The sequence below is a fragment of the Aquimarina spinulae genome, assembly GCF_943373825.1.
GTDB classification, from domain to species: domain Bacteria; phylum Bacteroidota; class Bacteroidia; order Flavobacteriales; family Flavobacteriaceae; genus Aquimarina; species Aquimarina spinulae.
Map to the genome: position 1 here is coordinate 1,810,161 of NZ_CALSBP010000002.1, position 16,812 is coordinate 1,826,972.

A 16,812-nucleotide genomic window follows, 5' to 3' on the forward strand; every position below is an offset into this window, starting at 1 on the left:
CTGAAAACTCAGGATGGGGTTTTCTTTTACCGAAAAGGCAGTCTTTAAACTTATCTAACACTAAGAATATTGCTTCATAATACCTTCTACCAACTCTGCCGTCTTTTTATGTTTCTCCTTAGCCAATAGTTGTTTAGGAGGAGCCATCCTAACTTCACAATCTAATAGCGAACATGATTCGCAAGTGACCCCCACTTTTTCTTTTAATATTTTTGGATCATTAACAAAATTGATTTTTTTCTCTAGAGTAGAAGATTTCAAAAATCCAATCCCTATACTACGATAATAGTCTTTTTTAAAAGGATCCTTTGTCGCCGAAGTAAACACCAAATACTGTTGATCCGTATCTACATAATCAGAGATTTGGATATTAAACGCATATTCCAAATCTTTAGTAGCCGTATGCTGCAAAATCTTAATAGCCATCCATCGTCTGCAGTAATGCTCATTAACCTCGTTAGCATGAGGTTGCTGTTGGTGCGTAATATGTAATTCTTTAACCAAATTAAACTTCTCTGCCCCTAATTTATGAGTAAACCGAAGAAAGAATACATTTTGCATACCAAAATCTTTTGGCAATATATTAGTAAGACGTTGGTAAAAAGATTCTGGAGAAGCATTATACAATTTCATAATCTTATGAAAAGCTTTCTCAGAGAATCGTTTCATTGAAAATAATTCTTTAAGGTGCTCTTTCAAATGAGCTCTAGGAATAATTAAGACACCAGCAAAGTACGATGCATAAAAATTATGTAACACTTCTTCAAAATTATCATACTTTATCCATGAAAAGGTATAAGGTCTTTCGGTAATTTCCAGGTATTGATATCCCAACTCCTTGGCATAAATAAACGTTTTTTGAGCCTCATCTACTCGATCTGATAACAATAGTGTTTTTGTAGAGGGCACAAATACCGATCTCAGATTATCCAATTCTTCCTGCTTAGGAATCCCGGCAACATTAATTGTATACCCATATTCTTCCTTAAGAATATCTTCTAAATCAGCCGAAGTAATTTTTCCACTTAAATCCAACTGATATGAGTTAGCACATCGCAAAGCCTTATCTTCTAGATCCTTAAAAAAGTTGTTATGCGCTTCTTGATAAGATCGTAAAGAAGCCAGGTAAAAACCTTCACGACTCATATTATAATGTTGTGCAATTTCAATAATTGTACTTATAAACGCATTTACTTTTGATGGCGCATTAGCTATAATATCAATTAAATCGCTTTGCTGTATCCCAAATAATTCTAATGGAATTTCATCTAGTATTCCAGATTGTAAAATTTCACCAATCGGCGCTAGGTTTTTATCTAATTTTAGAGAAACCAAATTATCATAAGGAACATCAAATGTCTCTGCAAGTTTGATAATTTTATCTGTCTTAGGGTACTTTTTTCCTTTTTCTATTTCATTTAAATACGATTTAGAAAGCCCGCATAACTTTGACAATCCGAAAAGAGACAAGTCCTTCTCTGTTCGTATCTGCTTGATTTTCAGTCCAAAAATCAACCTAATATATTCTTCTGCTATCGCCATAGGTTCAAAAGTAACCATTTTTGCGTAATTCACGAAAAAACAAAAAGTTCACATTTAGCGAACGTTCGCTTGTTTTGTAAAAAACTTTTTTATAATATTGTTCACTCAAACGATATAAGTTATGGAAACACAGACAAACCTTAATCAGAAAATTAGCTTCACTAAAGAAGTTAAAAACTACCATCCAGAAATATTGACCGATGGAGCCCTGATTTTTTTAGAGGCCTTACAAGATCGTTTTAACGAAAGACGATTAGTCCTTTTAAAAAATCGCCAAAGCCAGCAACAACTATTTGATCTGGGAACTCATCCTTCTTTCCCAGAAAACACCAAAGAGATTCGCAATAGCGAATGGGCAGCTGCACCAATTCCTATGGATCTACAAGATCGAAGAGTCGAAATCACAGGACCTGTCGACAGAAAAATGGTTATTAACGCTTTAAACTCTGGAGCCAAAACATTTATGGCCGACTTCGAGGATAGCAATGCTCCGCTTTGGGAAAACTGTCTTCAAGGGCAAAAAAATTTAAAAGATGCGATTAACAAAACTATTTCGTTTTATAATCCTAAAAAAGATAAAACCTACAGACTTAACGAAAAGACAGCCACATTAATCGTACGACCCAGAGGTTTACATCTTAATGAAAAACATCTTTTATCAAAAGGTAAGGAAGTATCTGCTTCTCTATTTGATTTTGCTTTGTACCTGTTTCATAACAATGAACAGCTTAAAGAAAACGGCACCGGGCCTTATTATTACATCCCTAAACTAGAGCATTTTACTGAAGCTATATGGTGGAACGATGTAATTGATTTTTCTGAAGACTACTTAGGCATCAAACACGGAACAGTAAAAGTGACGGTTTTGGTAGAAACTATTACAGCAAGTTTTCAACTCGATGAAATTATCTATGCATTAAAAGATCACATCGTTGGGCTGAATTGTGGAAGATGGGATTATATTTTTAGCTACATCAAAAAACTAAGAAATCACCCAGGTTTTGTAGTTCCTGATCGTGCCCAGGTAACAATGACCAGTCCATTTATGGATGCATATAGCAAGCTGGTAATTCAAAGATGTCACAAAAGAAATATCCTGGCAATTGGCGGTATGGCTGCACAAATCCCAATTAAAGAAGACGAAGGCAGAAATGCAATTGCATATGCCAAAGTACAAGCAGACAAAGAGCGAGAAGTAAAAAACGGTCATGACGGCACATGGGTAGCACATCCGGGATTGGTAGCACTGGCAATGCGCGTATTTGATACTCATATGCCAAATCCTAATCAAATGGATGTAAAACGTGATGATATATACATTACCGAAAATGATCTTTTAGCTATCCCAAAAGGTACGATTACCGAAAAAGGAATACGACAAAACATTAATGTAGGAATTCATTATATCGCCACCTGGTTGGGAGGGAATGGAGCAGTAGCATTATATCATCTTATGGAAGATGCCGCTACTGCAGAAATTAGCAGAACTCAAATATGGCAATGGCTACAACAGGAAGTAGTTTTAGAAGATGGCAGAACACTTAATAACTCATTATTCACTACTCTTTTTAAAGATGAACTTGAGGTAATTAAAAAGCAGGTAGGAAACGCACTCTTCAAAACCGAAAATTATCAAAATGCCATCCAGATTTTCGAACAACTGGTAACCTCAGATGAGTTTGAAGAATTTCTTACCACCAGAGCATATCAATACATATAAAGTAAATCAATATATAGTAAAATCAATAAGTCATGAACACAGAACAAAGAATAGAAGAATTGATTATCGATTGGACCACAAATCCAAGATGGAAAAATGTAGAACGCCCTTATACTGCAGAAGAGGTAGTAAAGTTACAAGGCTCATACAAAATCGAGCATAGCGTAGCTAAACAAGGTTCTGAAAAACTATGGATGAAACTAAAAACTCAGAATTTTGTAGCGGGATTAGGAGCATTAACAGGTAACCAGGCTGTACAGGAAGTAGAGGCAGGATTAGAAGCAATATACTTAAGCGGGTGGCAAGTGGCCGCCGATGCAAATCTTGCCGGACAAATGTACCCAGATCAATCTCTATATCCTGTAAATAGTGTTCCGCAAGTTGTAAAGAGAATTAATAACGCATTACTACGAGCAGATCAAATACAAGTAGTAAATGGCGAGAAAAATAAAAAGGACTATTTGGTTCCTATCGTCGCAGATGCCGAAGCTGGTTTTGGAGGAAACCTAAATGCTTTTGAATTGATGAAATCTATGATTGAGTCGGGTGCCAGCGGAGTTCATTTTGAAGATCAATTAAGTTCTGCAAAAAAATGCGGTCATCTTGGCGGAAAAGTATTAGTCCCTACCCAGGAAGCTATTAATAAATTAGTAGCTGCTCGCCTTGCGGCAGATGTAATGGGAGTACCCGCAGTTATTATTGCACGTACCGATGCCGATGCAGCCAATTTATTGACTAGCGACGTAGATGAGCGGGATAGAAAGTTTGTTACAGGAGAACGCACCGATGAAGGTTTCTTTCATGTAAATAACGGAATAGAGCAAGGTATAGACAGAGGGCTATCATATGCACCTTATGCCGATCTTATTTGGATGGAAACCAGTAATCCCGACTTAGAACAAGCTCGTAAATTTGCCGAAGCTATCCATGCCAAATATCCAGATCAAATGCTGGCGTACAATTGCTCTCCTTCTTTTAACTGGGCTGCAAAGCTTTCTGTTTCAGAAATGGAAACATTTAGAGAGGAGTTGGCCGCTATGGGGTACAAATTTCAATTCATTACTCTTGCAGGATTTCATGCATTAAACACAAGTATGTTTGAGTTATCTAAAGCATATAAAGAAAGAGGAATGGCTGGCTATTCTGAATTACAAGAAAGAGAATTTGCGCTACAAAAAGACGGATTTCGTGCTGTAAAACATCAAGGATTTGTAGGCACTACATACTTTGACGCTGTACAAAATACAGTAACTGCAGGTAAAGCTTCGACTGTAGCTATGGAAGGCAGTACAGAAGTCGAGCAATTCTAAATATAAAGCATGATTTTTTCCGATTTTTACAATTATTGTGCTTTAAAACGGCACTCATTAAGGTGAGTGTCGTTTTTTTTAGTCAGTACCACTCACTTTAAAGAACGATAAGGTATCAATCACATTTCCACCTAAAATCTGATATTTTATACTTTGTGTTTCCTTTAAAATTATAGTGCCACCATTCTGTTCTAATGGTCTTAAAGCCATGCTTCTCCATAGTTTCTTTTAACAACTTACGATGCCCAAGTACTGTTTTCGATAGCGATTTATACGAATGATGTGCTTCTTTTCCGAAATGATCAAAATCTGTTCCCATATCGACATGTCCACCAGCTGATCTAACCAAAGTTATATCTACAGCTGCCCCTCTATTATGTACGGATCCTCCTTTTGGGTCTGCTACATATCCAGGATTAGGAAAGATCTTCCACATTTTTTTCTGTACACTATATGGTCGATAGCAATCAAAGAATTTCATTCTGTATCCTTGAGTAAGCAAATCATTATTTACCTTTATAAGTGCTTCTGCTACGTCTTTTCTAACAAAGCATTTGGCGCAAGAATATACTTTTTCTTTTAAAAAATTATCAGAGGTAGCGTATTTCATATCCAAAATAAACTCATCAGACAAGCTCTCTATATTTATAAAATCTTTATCATTCGAAGTAACTTCTATGCTCGGCCCGCCGATAAGCATTACTATCGAATCTTTTTTTCTGAGCATACTCTGTTCTACTTTTTTCCCCCGTAACTGTAGTGCTTTAGATTTTTCTATAAGAGCAATTGTCCGAACCGTAAGCCCAGGAGTCATTTTTGCTTCACTACAGGAAAAAAAGAGTACAGAAAAAATCAACAAGATTAATTTTTTCTCAATCATATCCTTTTTGTTTTATCCCAATTACAATACTAATCCAGTACGTATTAATGTCTTAAATTTCCCTCAAAATTAAGTTTATTTACGCACTTGATTCCTTATAAATATAATCAATATTTCTATTATAAGTATTTTCTTACTTTCCTATACTGGAAATATATTTTATATTTTGTACTAAATAACACGAATTCACCTGCTATTCAAAAGTTTTTTCCACATTTCCACAGGCAAGCATTTTTTTTCCATAATATGGATTTCTAATTTCTTTAGAATCAGATAACCAATATCCTCCTTCTCCATCAAATGCCATAGGGCAAAATTGCTTATACACTTCGCCAGATGTAATTTCTGCTTTACCAATCAGTTTTTCTACTTCACTAGTTAATGTTACAAAAAAATCACGTTGTTTTTTGATGTCTTTGGTTAGTGAAATGAGTTTTGAAACTGCTTTAAGCTGTTCATTCTCTTTTGAATCCTCTATAACAGCTTCTATTTTTTTTGTTTCTGCCTGCACAATACTACTTTCTGAATTTACTAAAGCTGCTTTTACAGATAGATACAAATCATATATTTCTTGAATTTTTACATCAGAAAACTTAACTTCTGATCTAGAATCGGTCTTATTATAATCGGCAATTTCATTTACACTATCATCTACAGTAACCGATTCGGGTTTCTTATCCTTATTACAGGATACACCTGCCAAAGTTATAAATACTATTACTATAAAAAATCTTCCTGTTGTTCTCAAAATACTACTGCACATGCAATTATACGCTAAAAATTAGTCTAGTTTCTTCACCATTAAGATGTCAAAAATACTCTATATATAAAACAATCGCCAATGCATTTTTATTTTTTAAGTGATTTTTTAACAAAACAATACCATTCTAAATAAGAGGCTTTTATATTTTTTTTAGATATTTTTGCCGGGAAAAATTGTTAGGAATGCTTTTTGAAGATTTAAAACCCCAGGTTACTCATATACTTAAGGACAATGACGAATCTGTTACAGATAGACTGTATATGATTTGCAAACTACTTAAAGACAACATAAGCCACTATGATTGGGTTGGTTTTTATTTTAAAAATGAAGACAAAGAAGAATTAAAACTTCGCACATATGTTGGCGAAAAAACAGATCACGATATTATTCCTTTCGGAAAAGGGATTTGCGGTCAGGTTGCTATTTCTAATGAGAATTTTGTGGTTCCTGATGTGCAGGCACAAAACAATTATATCGCATGTAGTCTAACTGTTAAATCAGAAATCGTAATCCCTCTATTCAAGAATGGAGAAAATATTGGGCAGATTGATATTGACTCTGAGAGCTCAGATCCTTTTACAGAAAAAGATGAACGATTTTTAGAATTTGTAAATCAAGAAGTTGCTAAAATCCTTTAATTATTGTTCCTTCGTTGGTACAAATATTAAATCATTTTACATATGAAAATCTTAGTCACGGGGGGATTGGGGTTTATTGGTTCTCACACCGTTGTAGAGTTACAAAACAAAGGGTATGAAGTTGTTATTATCGACAACTGCTCGAATTCATCACCCGATGTGATTAAAGGAATTTGTGAAATCACAGGGAAAGATCTCGTTTTCGAAAAATTTGACCTTAGAGAGAAAGATAAGGTTCAAGAGTTTTTTAACCGTCATAATGACATAGAAGGAGTTATTCATTTTGCAGCATCAAAGGCTGTAGGTGAAAGCGTAGAAAAACCTTTATTATACTATGAGAATAATTTATCGACTCTGGTATATATCCTTCAGCAATTAGCTAATAAACCATCGGCTAGTTTTATTTTTAGCTCTTCTTGTACGGTATATGGCCAGGCAGATGAGTTACCAATTACAGAAGATGCCCCGGTTAAAGCAGCAGAGTCTCCTTACGGAAACACAAAACAGATTGGAGAAGAAATCATAAGGGATACCTGCAAAGTATATCCTGCCTTAAAAGCTATTGCATTACGTTATTTTAATCCAATTGGAGCGCATCCTTCGGCAGAAATTGGAGAACTTCCTATTGGGGTTCCTCAAAACCTGATTCCTTTTATTACACAAACAGCAATAGGGCTAAGAGAGCAATTGTCTGTATTTGGTGACGATTACCCCACATCAGACGGAACCTGCATTAGAGATTACATACATGTCGTAGATCTCGCAAAAGCTCATGTAGTAGCCTTACAACGATTGTTAGACAGCAAGAACGCATCTAATTACGAAGTATTTAATGTAGGCACTGGTACAGGAAGCTCTGTTCTAGAAGTGATACAATCCTTTGAAAAAGTATCTGAACAAAAACTAAACTACAAAATTGTAGAACGAAGAGAAGGTGATATTACAGCAGCTTATGCAGATACTACTAAAGCAAATAGTGAACTAGGATGGAAAGCAAAAAGCAGCTTAGATGATTCTCTTACTTCTGCCTGGAAATGGGAACAAAAGGTTAGAAGCTAGACACAAAAACTAGAACTAGTATATAAAAAACCCTGAAGAGTTATTCTTCAGGGTTTTAATTTTTTAATATATCAATCTAATCTACTTTTTAGTAGAATTTAGATCTCTTATCTTCTATTTCTGCAGCTTCTTTAAGCGCTTCAAAAACTTTGGTATTCACTGCTCCTGTCTGAGCTTTGGAAACTTGTGATGCATAACTCATATATGTATCTAAACCACTAGCTGGTGTTTTCTTAGTTACTTCTATAACATATACTCCGTTATTACCAACAATAGGACCAGATACTTTTCCTGGTTCTAAAGCAAAGGCTGTCCCCACTACTTTTGGCTCTGTTCCTGCTCCGCTAATAGTTGGAGTTTTCATAGTTAATGCAGAAGCGATTTTTACAGTTTGCCCTTGACCTTGAGCAATTGCATCTAGTGCGCTACCAGAAATTTTACTTTTTAATTTTTCTGCTTTCTTTTTATTAACTAAGATAGGTTTTATAGTTAAACTTGCATCTTCTACTTTCATTGATCCCTCATCTTCTTTTTCAGTTAATTGAACTACCGCATATCCTTCAGGGATATCAAAACGTTTTATTTCACCTACTTTAGATTCTTCATTAAAAGCCCATTGCACAACTGCTCTTCTAGCTCCTAATCCAGGGATATTCTCATCTAATTCTTTGATTTTATTTACAGGTCGTACTGTTAATTCATTTTCTTTAGAAACTTCCTCAAAATCTTTGTCTCTAGCCGAAATCTGAAACTTGGTTGTTTCTGTAAAAATAGCATTAATCGTTTTTTTCACTTGGCTCAACCTTTTGAGCTACTGTAGCTACTTTTATAGCTTTTTGCTCATTTTTTTGATCTTCTATATTTATAATATGATATCCAAATTGCGTTTCTATAATTCCCTGATCTCCAGTTTTGTTTTCGAAACAATAATCATTAAAAGCAGGAACCATTCTACCTGGTGAGAAATACCCAAGATCTCCTCCTTTATCTTTACTAGAAGTATCTGCAGAGAATTGTGTTGCCAGCGCTGAGAATTTTGTATTATCTGCTTGGGTTACTGCAATAATACTATCTGCTAAGGTCTTTGCTTCTTCTTTAGTTCGTTTTATATCACCTGCAGTGCCTAATCCAGCCCAAGAAACTAAAATATGACTTGCTTTAACCGAGTCTGGCATTTGCTTTTGCGCAACTACTTTTGAAATTTTAATATAATCTCCATCTTTATATGGGCCATATACGTCTCCTATACCAAGATTATAAATCGTATCTGCTTCTGTAGTTGGTAAATCTTTTTTAAACTTAAATCCACTATCAAATTTTACAGCAGAATTTTGATTTACAAACTCTTCTGCATCTTTTACATCAATGTTTTTGAATCCTAAAACCGAGTCATTCGTTTTAGTTACTTCATTAAACTCTACTTTATCGTCTAATAATGCAGCTACTTCTGCTTTTATTTGATCTTCATCTTCTTGACTAGGAACTTCATTAAATAACACATAACGTATACTTCTCGAAGCTTCTGCCTTATATTGATCTTTATGAGCATCGATATATGCTTTAATTTCTGCATCCGTCACTTCTACTTCTGTATCTTCAATACTAGAGAATGGAAGCTGTACATATTTGATATCTACATTATCATTTTCCATTTTATAAGCCAGCTCTCCTTCTTTTAATGTAGATCCTACACCAGCCTTAATCATATTAAGATAAGTTTGCTCTCTAGCACCTTTACTAACAGAAACCTCAAAATCCAACCATTGTTGATATGCTTGTGGCGAAGTAGCTTTTACATTAGCAACATATTCTTGCATTTTGGCTTTATCAAAAACTCCGGCTTCATTCAAAAACGTTGGGTTATTTGCTAATGACTCTTCTAACAACTGGTTTACCTGATCTTCTCCTACTCTAATATTTAGTTCTTCGAATTGCTCTTCAAAAACTGTTTCTCTCAATTCTTGATTCCATACATAATTTACAGCTTGGATACTTGATGTTCCTCCTCCGAAACTTCTTGATGCTAGTTCTACTTTTCTAGCAAACTCTGTTCGATCAATATCTTTTCCGTTTATTGTTGCAATTGTATTTTCAGCTTTCTGGGAAATAGCCCCTCCATTACGAATCAAATCTGCTAACACAAAAGAGAAAAGTGCTAGTGCAATGATTACAATTAGAAAAACCGAACGCTGTCTGATTTTATTTAAAACTGCCATGGTATATTATAATTTATTCAAAATATAGTGGGCGAAAGTACCATTTTATTGTAATAATACCAATTAAAAAACTGAAAGTCTGTATGAAGTTTTAACTCTTTCGGTTTTTAATATAGAATAGTGTGGTTTTTACGTACTTTTATTACTTTAAAAAATTTGATTTTTTTGCCTTAAAACACCACAAACAATCAAAAGCTGAGCTGTTGCATATGTAGTCATAATCCATACGTTACTCATAGGCAAAGGCTGATAAAACATTGTAAATGCCAAAAGGCTATCAGAGATCATAAAAAACAGGGAACCTATAAAAACCATAAGAAAACTCATTTGGGAGACTCGTTTCTCTCTTAAATATGATGCATTTGACATTAACAAAATCACGATCATATACACCATCACAGGGATTAACATATCTCCTAGCCCAGGATATAACAAATAGAACAAACCTGCTCCATAAGCAACAGTTAGCATAAGAAAAATCTTGTTTTTTTTGTGCTTATTATGCTTTTTAAGAAACAAGAAAATATACATTATATGTGCCAACAAAAACATAACTAAACCTGCAATAAAGAAAAGTTGAGATTGTACAACAAATAAAAGTAGTATATCTCCGGCCAAAGAAAACAACAAGGCCAATATCATTAATCTAAATACAGAAATACCCAGTCCCTTTCTATGCACCAAAAAAAAGATGATTAATGAACCCAGAATTGAAGGTTTTGTAATATTTCTAAAATCCGAATACGCTTCATTACTACTACAAACCAGATCACATATCACAATAATAATGTAAGCTACAACAAATACTACAATCCCCTGGTTTCGTGTTTTTTTGCTCATCGCAATAGTATTATTAATCCTCTGGTATCACATGTAATTCTACAATCTCAATTTTGGTATTAGAAGTCTCTATAATTTTAATTTTGAAACCATCTATTTTCACTTCTTCTCCTTGTTGAGGAATTTCTTCGGTATGGTTTACAATCATCCCTCCCAATGTTTCATAATTTTCATCTTCCGGAAGGTTTAATTTATAGGACTCGTTGATATGATCTACTTCTATTCTTGCAGAAAATCGATAATCATTTTCTGACAATTGTTCTTCGATAAGTTCTACAGAATCATGTTCGTCTTCAATTTCGCCAAAAAGCTCTTCTACAATATCTTCTACTGTAATAATACCACTGGTACCTCCATACTCATCGATCACCACTGCTATACTTTTATGTTTTTTGGTAAGAAGATTAAGTACATCTTTAACAAACATTGTTTCTGGCACAAAAACCACTGGCAAAAGAATTGATCTTAACGATTTAGGTTTTTTAAATAACTCGAAAGAGTGTACATACCCAATGATATCGTCTACAGTATTGTTATACACAATTATTTTTGACAGACCTGTATCTATAAATAAGGTACTTACTTCTTCTATTGATTGTAATTTCTCTACGCCTACTATCTCTGTTCTGGGAACCATTACTTCTCTCGACTTAACGTCTGAAAAATCCAATGCATTCTGAAAAATCTGGATTTCGCTATCAATTTCGTCATGCTCCTCGATAGTTTCCATTTGCTCATTTATATAATCCCCTAGTTCTGTTTTACTAAAAGCAAGTTGAACCTGATCTCCATCTGTTTTCAGAAATTTTTTGAGTACAAAATCAGAAACCCATATTACAAATGATGAAATAGGTGTAAATACAACATAAAAAACATATGCCGGAAATGAAAAGGCTTTGAGTAACGTATTAGAATAAATCTGAAAGAATACTTTAGGTAAAAATTCTGCTGTAATTAGAATCACCAAAGTCGAAATAGTTGTTTGTAGTAGTAATGTAATACTACCTACTATTTCAGGAAAATATCCGGCTATTATTTTCATCAGTATTTCGCCCATATAAAACCCATATACAACCAATGCTATATTGTTACCTACAAGCATTGTTGCAATAAATTTGGAAGGTTTTTTTGTTAATCGAGCTAGGATATTTGAGATAAATCCTCCTTGTTTTTTCTCAATCTCTATGTGTATTTTATTAGAAGAAACATAGGCGATTTCCATACCTGAAAAAAAAGCTGAAAGAATAAGGGAAAGAATAATAACAATGATGTGTAATTCCATGAATTAGTCTTTGTTATTGGCGTCAAATCGTTTTCTAAAGTTTCTTTTAAAGAAAAACATAAAAATTGCGGCGATTGCAAAGAAAATATAAAGCATACTTCTTCCACCTTCTTGTCCCCACTCTACATATGCTTCGTAAATAAAAAAACACATAATAGCCAAGTAGGCATATTCAAAAAATCTAAATACTTTCATCATAGTACTGGATTACTCCTCTATAAACATTACCCCATCATTTATTCTTGAATTCAAGATAGTAAAATCCTGATTAGCATCAAAACCATCTGCTTCATTAATTGTCCCATCTGGCAAATAACTTTTATAGGGTTGGTCTGTGAATATCCAATTAATATTTTGATCCCAATATAACTGTTTGGCTTGTAAATGAGTACTATCGGCAGTTTGTATATCTACATTACCTCTCATATCGATTAGACCCGTTTGCTGGTAAGAAATTGCATAATCTGAAGTAACTACACTTACTTTTCCTTCTTTATCAATGATATCTAACACGATACCTTCTGGGAATTCATGGTACACAAAAGATTTGTTAGAATAATCTAATATTTTTGATGTTTTAAGTATTGCTGTAAGCCTTCCTGAATCTGTATATTTAAGATTTATCTCATACCCCTCTGCAATAGGAGCATCTTCTATAACTAAATCTCCCAGATCATTTTTTGATGTTGATTGACATGAAAAAAACATTGTCACAGCAAATACTGTGACAATGTTCATTATTGTATATATTTTTTTATTCTGCATTATAGCTTTGGCACTCTAACCGTTTCACCAATCCAGCATCCAATACTTATAGATTTTTTTTCTGGGTTATTAAAGATATCAGTTTTTGATGGTGCTTTAGCACGATAGTTAGCTGCAAACTTATTTGCGGTAGATCTTAAACTTGGATCTACTTTTCCTGCTCTTCTAGCATAGTTTTCTGCCAACCAATATACTGCTCTTTTACTAAACACATCAGCTCCACAACTATTTGCACTACTTGCTATCATACTTGCAATTCTAAGATAACAAACTCCCATAGATGGTCTATGCTTAAGTGTTTTTCTATAATAGGATCTAGCTTTACCCTTTGCTCCCTGCTTTTTAAGCATTTCTGCAATTTTGAAATATACTTTAGCCTTATCTCTAGGTTTTTCTTCCATTTCTGCAGCTTGGTCATAGTATTTCCTTGCTGTAGTCATTTTTCTATCTTTTTGTGCTAAGATCCCTAAATAATATGCTGTTTTTGCTGATGGTTCTGCTTTGTGTAAAGCCTCAACCAGTTTAAAGAACAGTGGATCTCCTGTACAGTCTTTTCCCGACATTCTTCCTGCAGCACCTTTTAACCAGCTAACATCTGTTTTTTTAGACTCAAACTGCCCAGCATAAAGAGGTATTAGATTTTTACAATCAGCTAACTCTCCAAGTTTCTGGTTAATTCCTGCTTTTACCTTACTAAAAGCAGTTAAGTTGATTCCAGAATTTTTCAGTTTTCTTTTTTCTTTAGACGATAATGTAGTCCCTGCTTCTTCTTTTTCTGTAAGACCTGCTATTATTTTTGCCAATCTACTTTCTTCATTTTCTATCTTTTCTGTAATATCATCATATAGATCAAAAACTTCCTGAAGTTCTTTTTTTCCTTCACCATGAAGATCTACAAAAAGAGAGAAATAGGTATATAATTTCTTAGGTCTTTTAAAGTTTTTCTTATCTTTTGTATATGCTTTATCAAACTCTACAAACTGACTTTCTTTGGTTCCTATTTTGTTATCATACATTAACTGACCTATATCAGAATGCATATCCCCAATTTTAGTTTTTGCCGGGAAGTATTGAAAACGCTCTTTCCATAATGTAATGATTTCATTTGCAAGAGTAGATTTCTCTGCAGCAGAAGCTTTTTTATACTTAGCTACTAACAATTTTTGTCCAAATTGATATGTTGCGACGCTATATGTAGGACATTCTTTTCTTACTTTCCACAGAGGTTCCTCTGCAGCAGTATAATTCTTTACCTTAGCATGCTCATAAGCGATGGATGCTGTAGTTGCACAGTCTGTAGCCTGAGCACTTACTTTCGTAGTACTTAAAACTAATCCTGTTGCTATTATAAATAAAACTTTAGTATTCATAGCTGTAGTAATTATTGTATTTAATTAAATTTTATTTTCCTGAACCATTTATCATTTAATGACAAACTTAAAGAGATATTAAAAAACTCTTCTTTAACAAGCCCAAAATTTGTTGTTCCCCGTTGACCATACTCGAAACCTATATTAGTATTCGAGAATAATCTACCAACTGGTAAGCCTACTCCAAAAGATATGCCAAACTCATTAATCGAACCGTTATTAATATTTAACCCTGTCTCTTCATAACGAAATCCAGCGCGGTATACCACCCTGCTAAAATAACCTGTTAACGAATTATAATTAGGAATATAATATCCTCCCGCTTTAAATTTTGAGGCGTTCTCATATACAACATTATCCTGGTTAGATACAAGATTAGTAAATTTTCCAGAATCCATGTATATATATTCTGCGCCTACAAACCATTTTTTACGTTCCCCAATCCCGGCACCAAATTTAAATTCGGCAGGAAGATCTATTTCTTTGTTTTCTACTGCAACATCTTGTCTTTCTATAACTCCTTCTCTACCACTATTATCAATTATAACAGTAGCAAGTTCTCTCGTACTATCTGCGGTTAATTCAAAAGAAGGTGTTGATACTGCAGAAGCAACTAGTTCTAGTTTCTCTGTGATCATAGTTTTATACGTCACTCCGAAAGATAAACTAAAGGATGATAAATCCGAATTATTTATTTCTCTTGTATCAAATTGAACACCCGGTCTTCGTAATATTGTTTTGTTTTCAATATTCCCAAAGTTATAATTTAAATCTATACCTACACTCAGATTCTTGTTAACTTTGAACCCTGTTGCCAAAAAGACCTTATTCAATCCTCCGTTCCCGGTGAATCGAAGTTCGCTTCCATCATCTTTAACACTATTAAGTTCATATCCTACAGAGGTAAGGGGAATAACTCCAAAACCAAAACCAAATTTACCAGCTGGAATACCAATAGCCAAATAATCTAATGAGGCATTTTCTCCAGATGATGATTGATTGGCATTACTAATCTTATATCTACGATATGATGCTCCTACCGTATATGTTGTAAGTCTCAAATCTCCATAGGATGCAGGGTTTTGAAGGTTTAAATGGATACTATCTGTATAAATACTCAATCCCCCCATCGATCTGTTTTCTACTGTTCCTTTGAACTTCGGAATCCCTATTCCATAAAAAGAATACGGAGACGAAGTCCCTTCCTGAGCGTAAGATATTATGGCAACGTGTACCAATATGATCACTAAAATCTTCTTTATCATTTACTATTATTAAAAGCTAAAATGCGGTTTAATCCCTCCAACAAAAAATTAGAAGTGGCAAATATGCTATTTTTTAATCTTTTAGACAAAAAATGTGCATCTCCACCAGTTAAAATAACTGTTAAATCAGTATAAATGTTGCAATATTCTTCAATTACTCCATCAATTTCATGCAAAATTCCAAAAACTACTCCCGAATGTATTGCCTCTTCTGTACTGTTTCCTATATAATTTTTTGGATCAGTTACCTGTAACAACGGTAGTTTTGCTGTATAATTATGAAGACTCTCATATCTAAGTCGCACTCCCGGTCCAATTGCACCACCAAGATACTCTTCTTTTTTGTTTTTAAAATCATATGTTATACAAGTTCCTGCATCGATTACCAACACATCCTTATTAGGAAACTGATCTACTGCTGCTGCTACCAAAGCTGATCGATCTATTCCTAGTGTAGTTGGGGTCTTATACAGGTTTTTGAATGGCATTTCTACCTGGTGATCTAACATAAGTGTATTATACAAACGCTTAACATATGTTATATGATTCTCTTCTATAGTAGATACCGAAGAAATTATGGCATTGGTGATCAAAGGGTATTCTTCTTTGATATTTTGAATTGCCTCTTTAAAATGATATTGTTCAATCCTTTTTTTATAGACAATTTTTGATTCTTCAAAAACTCCTATTTTGGTATATGTATTCCCTACATCAATAATGAGATTCATACTTTTATTTGTAAGTCGTAAAAATACAAAACGATTTTTTTAATTTTTTCTTTTGAGTATTAAAAAAAGCGTTCTATATTTGCATCCGCTTACAGCAAGGTGCCTTAGCTCAGTTGGTAGAGCAAAGGACTGAAAATCCTTGTGTCCCTGGTTCGATTCCTGGAGGCACCACCTTAAAAACCCGAACAAATGTTCGGGTTTTTTTATTACATATCATTAAAAGGTTTTATGTTATTCTTCTACCGGAACTGTTTTTGTTAGTATCGTGAAACACTTCTTCTCTGTATTACACAACCTTTGTGAGGCAGGCGGTATACTATCACCTCCTTTGATTGTATTTGCATTCACCAATTTGGTAATTTTTATCTTTTCTAACTTAAATGATTTTATTTTCTTATTTGTTTTCATAACAATTTCGATTTACGTGTTCTTAA

General features: G+C 34.0%; 17 protein-coding genes and 1 tRNA gene. 5 read left to right on the forward strand and 13 right to left on the reverse strand.

All coding sequences use genetic code 11. From position 1 onward, the window contains the following. Positions 1 to 60: 60 nt before the first annotated feature. Entirely contained in the window at positions 61 to 1,536 is a 1,476-nt protein-coding gene (locus NNH57_RS13530) for a helix-turn-helix domain-containing protein (RefSeq protein WP_074407673.1), read from the reverse strand. A 127-nt stretch (positions 1,537 to 1,663) separates the two neighbouring features. Between NNH57_RS13530 and aceB the strand changes: the two genes are divergently transcribed. Together aceB and aceA are read left to right on the forward strand one after the other, a co-directional pair. Continuing rightward, positions 1,664 to 3,262, forward strand: a complete 1,599-nt coding sequence (aceB, locus tag NNH57_RS13535; RefSeq protein WP_074407263.1) for a malate synthase A — start codon at positions 1,664 to 1,666, stop codon at positions 3,260 to 3,262. A gap of 32 nt (positions 3,263 to 3,294) precedes the next feature. After that, positions 3,295 to 4,572 carry an isocitrate lyase gene (gene aceA / locus NNH57_RS13540; protein ID WP_074407262.1) on the forward strand — a complete coding sequence of 426 codons (1,278 nt, stop codon included), beginning with the start codon at positions 3,295 to 3,297 and terminating at the stop codon, positions 4,570 to 4,572. A gap of 115 nt (positions 4,573 to 4,687) precedes the next feature. Here the strand turns inward: aceA and NNH57_RS13545 are convergent, their stop codons facing one another. Then, entirely contained in the window at positions 4,688 to 5,452 is a 765-nt protein-coding gene (locus tag NNH57_RS13545; RefSeq protein WP_234423440.1) for a M15 family metallopeptidase, read from the reverse strand. A 193-nt stretch (positions 5,453 to 5,645) separates the two neighbouring features. Next, a complete protein-coding gene (locus tag NNH57_RS13550; RefSeq protein ID WP_108808999.1) occupies positions 5,646 to 6,215 on the reverse strand; it encodes a DUF3347 domain-containing protein in 570 nt (189 codons plus the stop codon). Between the two features lie 182 nt (positions 6,216 to 6,397). Here NNH57_RS13550 and NNH57_RS13555 point away from each other — a divergent pair, with 182 nt between their 5' ends. Together NNH57_RS13555 and galE are read left to right on the forward strand one after the other, a co-directional pair. Then, positions 6,398 to 6,853 carry a GAF domain-containing protein gene (locus NNH57_RS13555; RefSeq protein ID WP_074407260.1) on the forward strand — a complete coding sequence of 152 codons (456 nt, stop codon included), beginning with the start codon at positions 6,398 to 6,400 and terminating at the stop codon, positions 6,851 to 6,853. A 42-nt stretch (positions 6,854 to 6,895) separates the two neighbouring features. Continuing rightward, on the forward strand, positions 6,896 to 7,912 hold the full coding sequence (galE, locus tag NNH57_RS13560) for a UDP-glucose 4-epimerase GalE (protein WP_108808998.1): 1,017 nt from the start codon (positions 6,896 to 6,898) through the stop codon (positions 7,910 to 7,912). A gap of 88 nt (positions 7,913 to 8,000) precedes the next feature. On the opposite strand, the gene NNH57_RS26515 is transcribed toward galE, so the two are convergent. The 9 genes from NNH57_RS26515 to NNH57_RS13600 form a co-directional block, all read right to left on the reverse strand. Continuing rightward, positions 8,001 to 8,705 carry a peptidyl-prolyl cis-trans isomerase gene (locus NNH57_RS26515; protein WP_328517064.1) on the reverse strand — a complete coding sequence of 235 codons (705 nt, stop codon included), beginning with the start codon at positions 8,703 to 8,705 and terminating at the stop codon, positions 8,001 to 8,003. Further along, the gene (locus tag NNH57_RS13565; protein ID WP_328517065.1) at positions 8,689 to 10,128 is read right to left on the reverse strand and encodes a peptidylprolyl isomerase; all 1,440 of its coding nucleotides are present in this window, start codon (positions 10,126 to 10,128) and stop codon (positions 8,689 to 8,691) included. Before NNH57_RS13565 ends, NNH57_RS26515 begins: the two co-directional genes overlap by 17 nt. A gap of 147 nt (positions 10,129 to 10,275) precedes the next feature. Then, positions 10,276 to 10,968: a lysoplasmalogenase gene (locus tag NNH57_RS13570; RefSeq protein ID WP_074407257.1), complete on the reverse strand. Its 693-nt coding sequence runs from the start codon at positions 10,966 to 10,968 to the stop codon at positions 10,276 to 10,278. 13 nt (positions 10,969 to 10,981) lie between these two features. Then, positions 10,982 to 12,250 (reverse strand): hemolysin family protein, encoded by a 1,269-nt coding sequence (locus tag NNH57_RS13575; RefSeq protein WP_108808997.1) that lies wholly within the window; start codon positions 12,248 to 12,250, stop codon positions 10,982 to 10,984. Between the two features lie 3 nt (positions 12,251 to 12,253). Continuing rightward, positions 12,254 to 12,448: a hypothetical protein gene (locus tag NNH57_RS13580; RefSeq protein ID WP_024771700.1), complete on the reverse strand. Its 195-nt coding sequence runs from the start codon at positions 12,446 to 12,448 to the stop codon at positions 12,254 to 12,256. A gap of 9 nt (positions 12,449 to 12,457) precedes the next feature. Further along, entirely contained in the window at positions 12,458 to 12,988 is a 531-nt protein-coding gene (lptC, locus tag NNH57_RS13585; protein WP_234423439.1) for an LPS export ABC transporter periplasmic protein LptC, read from the reverse strand. Between the two features lie 26 nt (positions 12,989 to 13,014). Further along, a complete protein-coding gene (locus NNH57_RS13590; RefSeq protein ID WP_074407254.1) occupies positions 13,015 to 14,385 on the reverse strand; it encodes a tetratricopeptide repeat protein in 1,371 nt (456 codons plus the stop codon). A gap of 20 nt (positions 14,386 to 14,405) precedes the next feature. Further along, positions 14,406 to 15,650: a hypothetical protein gene (locus NNH57_RS13595; protein WP_074407253.1), complete on the reverse strand. Its 1,245-nt coding sequence runs from the start codon at positions 15,648 to 15,650 to the stop codon at positions 14,406 to 14,408. Beyond that, on the reverse strand, positions 15,647 to 16,378 hold the full coding sequence (locus NNH57_RS13600) for a type III pantothenate kinase (protein ID WP_108808996.1): 732 nt from the start codon (positions 16,376 to 16,378) through the stop codon (positions 15,647 to 15,649). Before NNH57_RS13600 ends, NNH57_RS13595 begins: the two co-directional genes overlap by 4 nt. Before the next feature lie 98 nt (positions 16,379 to 16,476). Between NNH57_RS13600 and NNH57_RS13605 the strand changes: the two genes are divergently transcribed. Further along, positions 16,477 to 16,549 (forward strand) — tRNA-Phe (locus NNH57_RS13605). 60 nt (positions 16,550 to 16,609) lie between these two features. Here NNH57_RS13605 and NNH57_RS13610 read toward each other — a convergent pair. Beyond that, a complete protein-coding gene (locus NNH57_RS13610) occupies positions 16,610 to 16,786 on the reverse strand; it encodes a hypothetical protein (protein WP_159025415.1) in 177 nt (58 codons plus the stop codon). Positions 16,787 to 16,812: the final 26 nt, after the last annotated feature.

Excerpts from the sequence above, each read along its gene's own strand:
- aceB (WP_074407263.1), top strand. The coding sequence starts at position 1,664 with ATGGAAACACAGACAAACCTTAATCAGAAAATTAGCTTCACTAAAGAA.
- aceA (WP_074407262.1), top strand. The coding sequence starts at position 3,295 with ATGAACACAGAACAAAGAATAGAAGAATTGATTATCGATTGGACCACA.
- NNH57_RS13545 (WP_234423440.1), bottom strand. The coding sequence starts at position 5,452 with ATGATTGAGAAAAAATTAATCTTGTTGATTTTTTCTGTACTCTTTTTT.
- NNH57_RS13550 (WP_108808999.1), bottom strand. The coding sequence starts at position 6,215 with ATGTGCAGTAGTATTTTGAGAACAACAGGAAGATTTTTTATAGTAATA.
- NNH57_RS13555 (WP_074407260.1), top strand. The coding sequence starts at position 6,398 with ATGCTTTTTGAAGATTTAAAACCCCAGGTTACTCATATACTTAAGGAC.
- galE (WP_108808998.1), top strand. The coding sequence starts at position 6,896 with ATGAAAATCTTAGTCACGGGGGGATTGGGGTTTATTGGTTCTCACACC.
- NNH57_RS13565 (WP_328517065.1), bottom strand. The coding sequence starts at position 10,128 with ATGGCAGTTTTAAATAAAATCAGACAGCGTTCGGTTTTTCTAATTGTA.
- NNH57_RS13570 (WP_074407257.1), bottom strand. The coding sequence starts at position 10,968 with ATGAGCAAAAAAACACGAAACCAGGGGATTGTAGTATTTGTTGTAGCT.
- NNH57_RS13575 (WP_108808997.1), bottom strand. The coding sequence starts at position 12,250 with ATGGAATTACACATCATTGTTATTATTCTTTCCCTTATTCTTTCAGCT.
- NNH57_RS13580 (WP_024771700.1), bottom strand. The coding sequence starts at position 12,448 with ATGATGAAAGTATTTAGATTTTTTGAATATGCCTACTTGGCTATTATG.
- lptC (WP_234423439.1), bottom strand. The coding sequence starts at position 12,988 with ATGAACATTGTCACAGTATTTGCTGTGACAATGTTTTTTTCATGTCAA.
- NNH57_RS13590 (WP_074407254.1), bottom strand. The coding sequence starts at position 14,385 with ATGAATACTAAAGTTTTATTTATAATAGCAACAGGATTAGTTTTAAGT.
- NNH57_RS13595 (WP_074407253.1), bottom strand. The coding sequence starts at position 15,650 with ATGATAAAGAAGATTTTAGTGATCATATTGGTACACGTTGCCATAATA.
- NNH57_RS13600 (WP_108808996.1), bottom strand. The coding sequence starts at position 16,378 with ATGAATCTCATTATTGATGTAGGGAATACATATACCAAAATAGGAGTT.
- NNH57_RS13610 (WP_159025415.1), bottom strand. The coding sequence starts at position 16,786 with ATGAAAACAAATAAGAAAATAAAATCATTTAAGTTAGAAAAGATAAAA.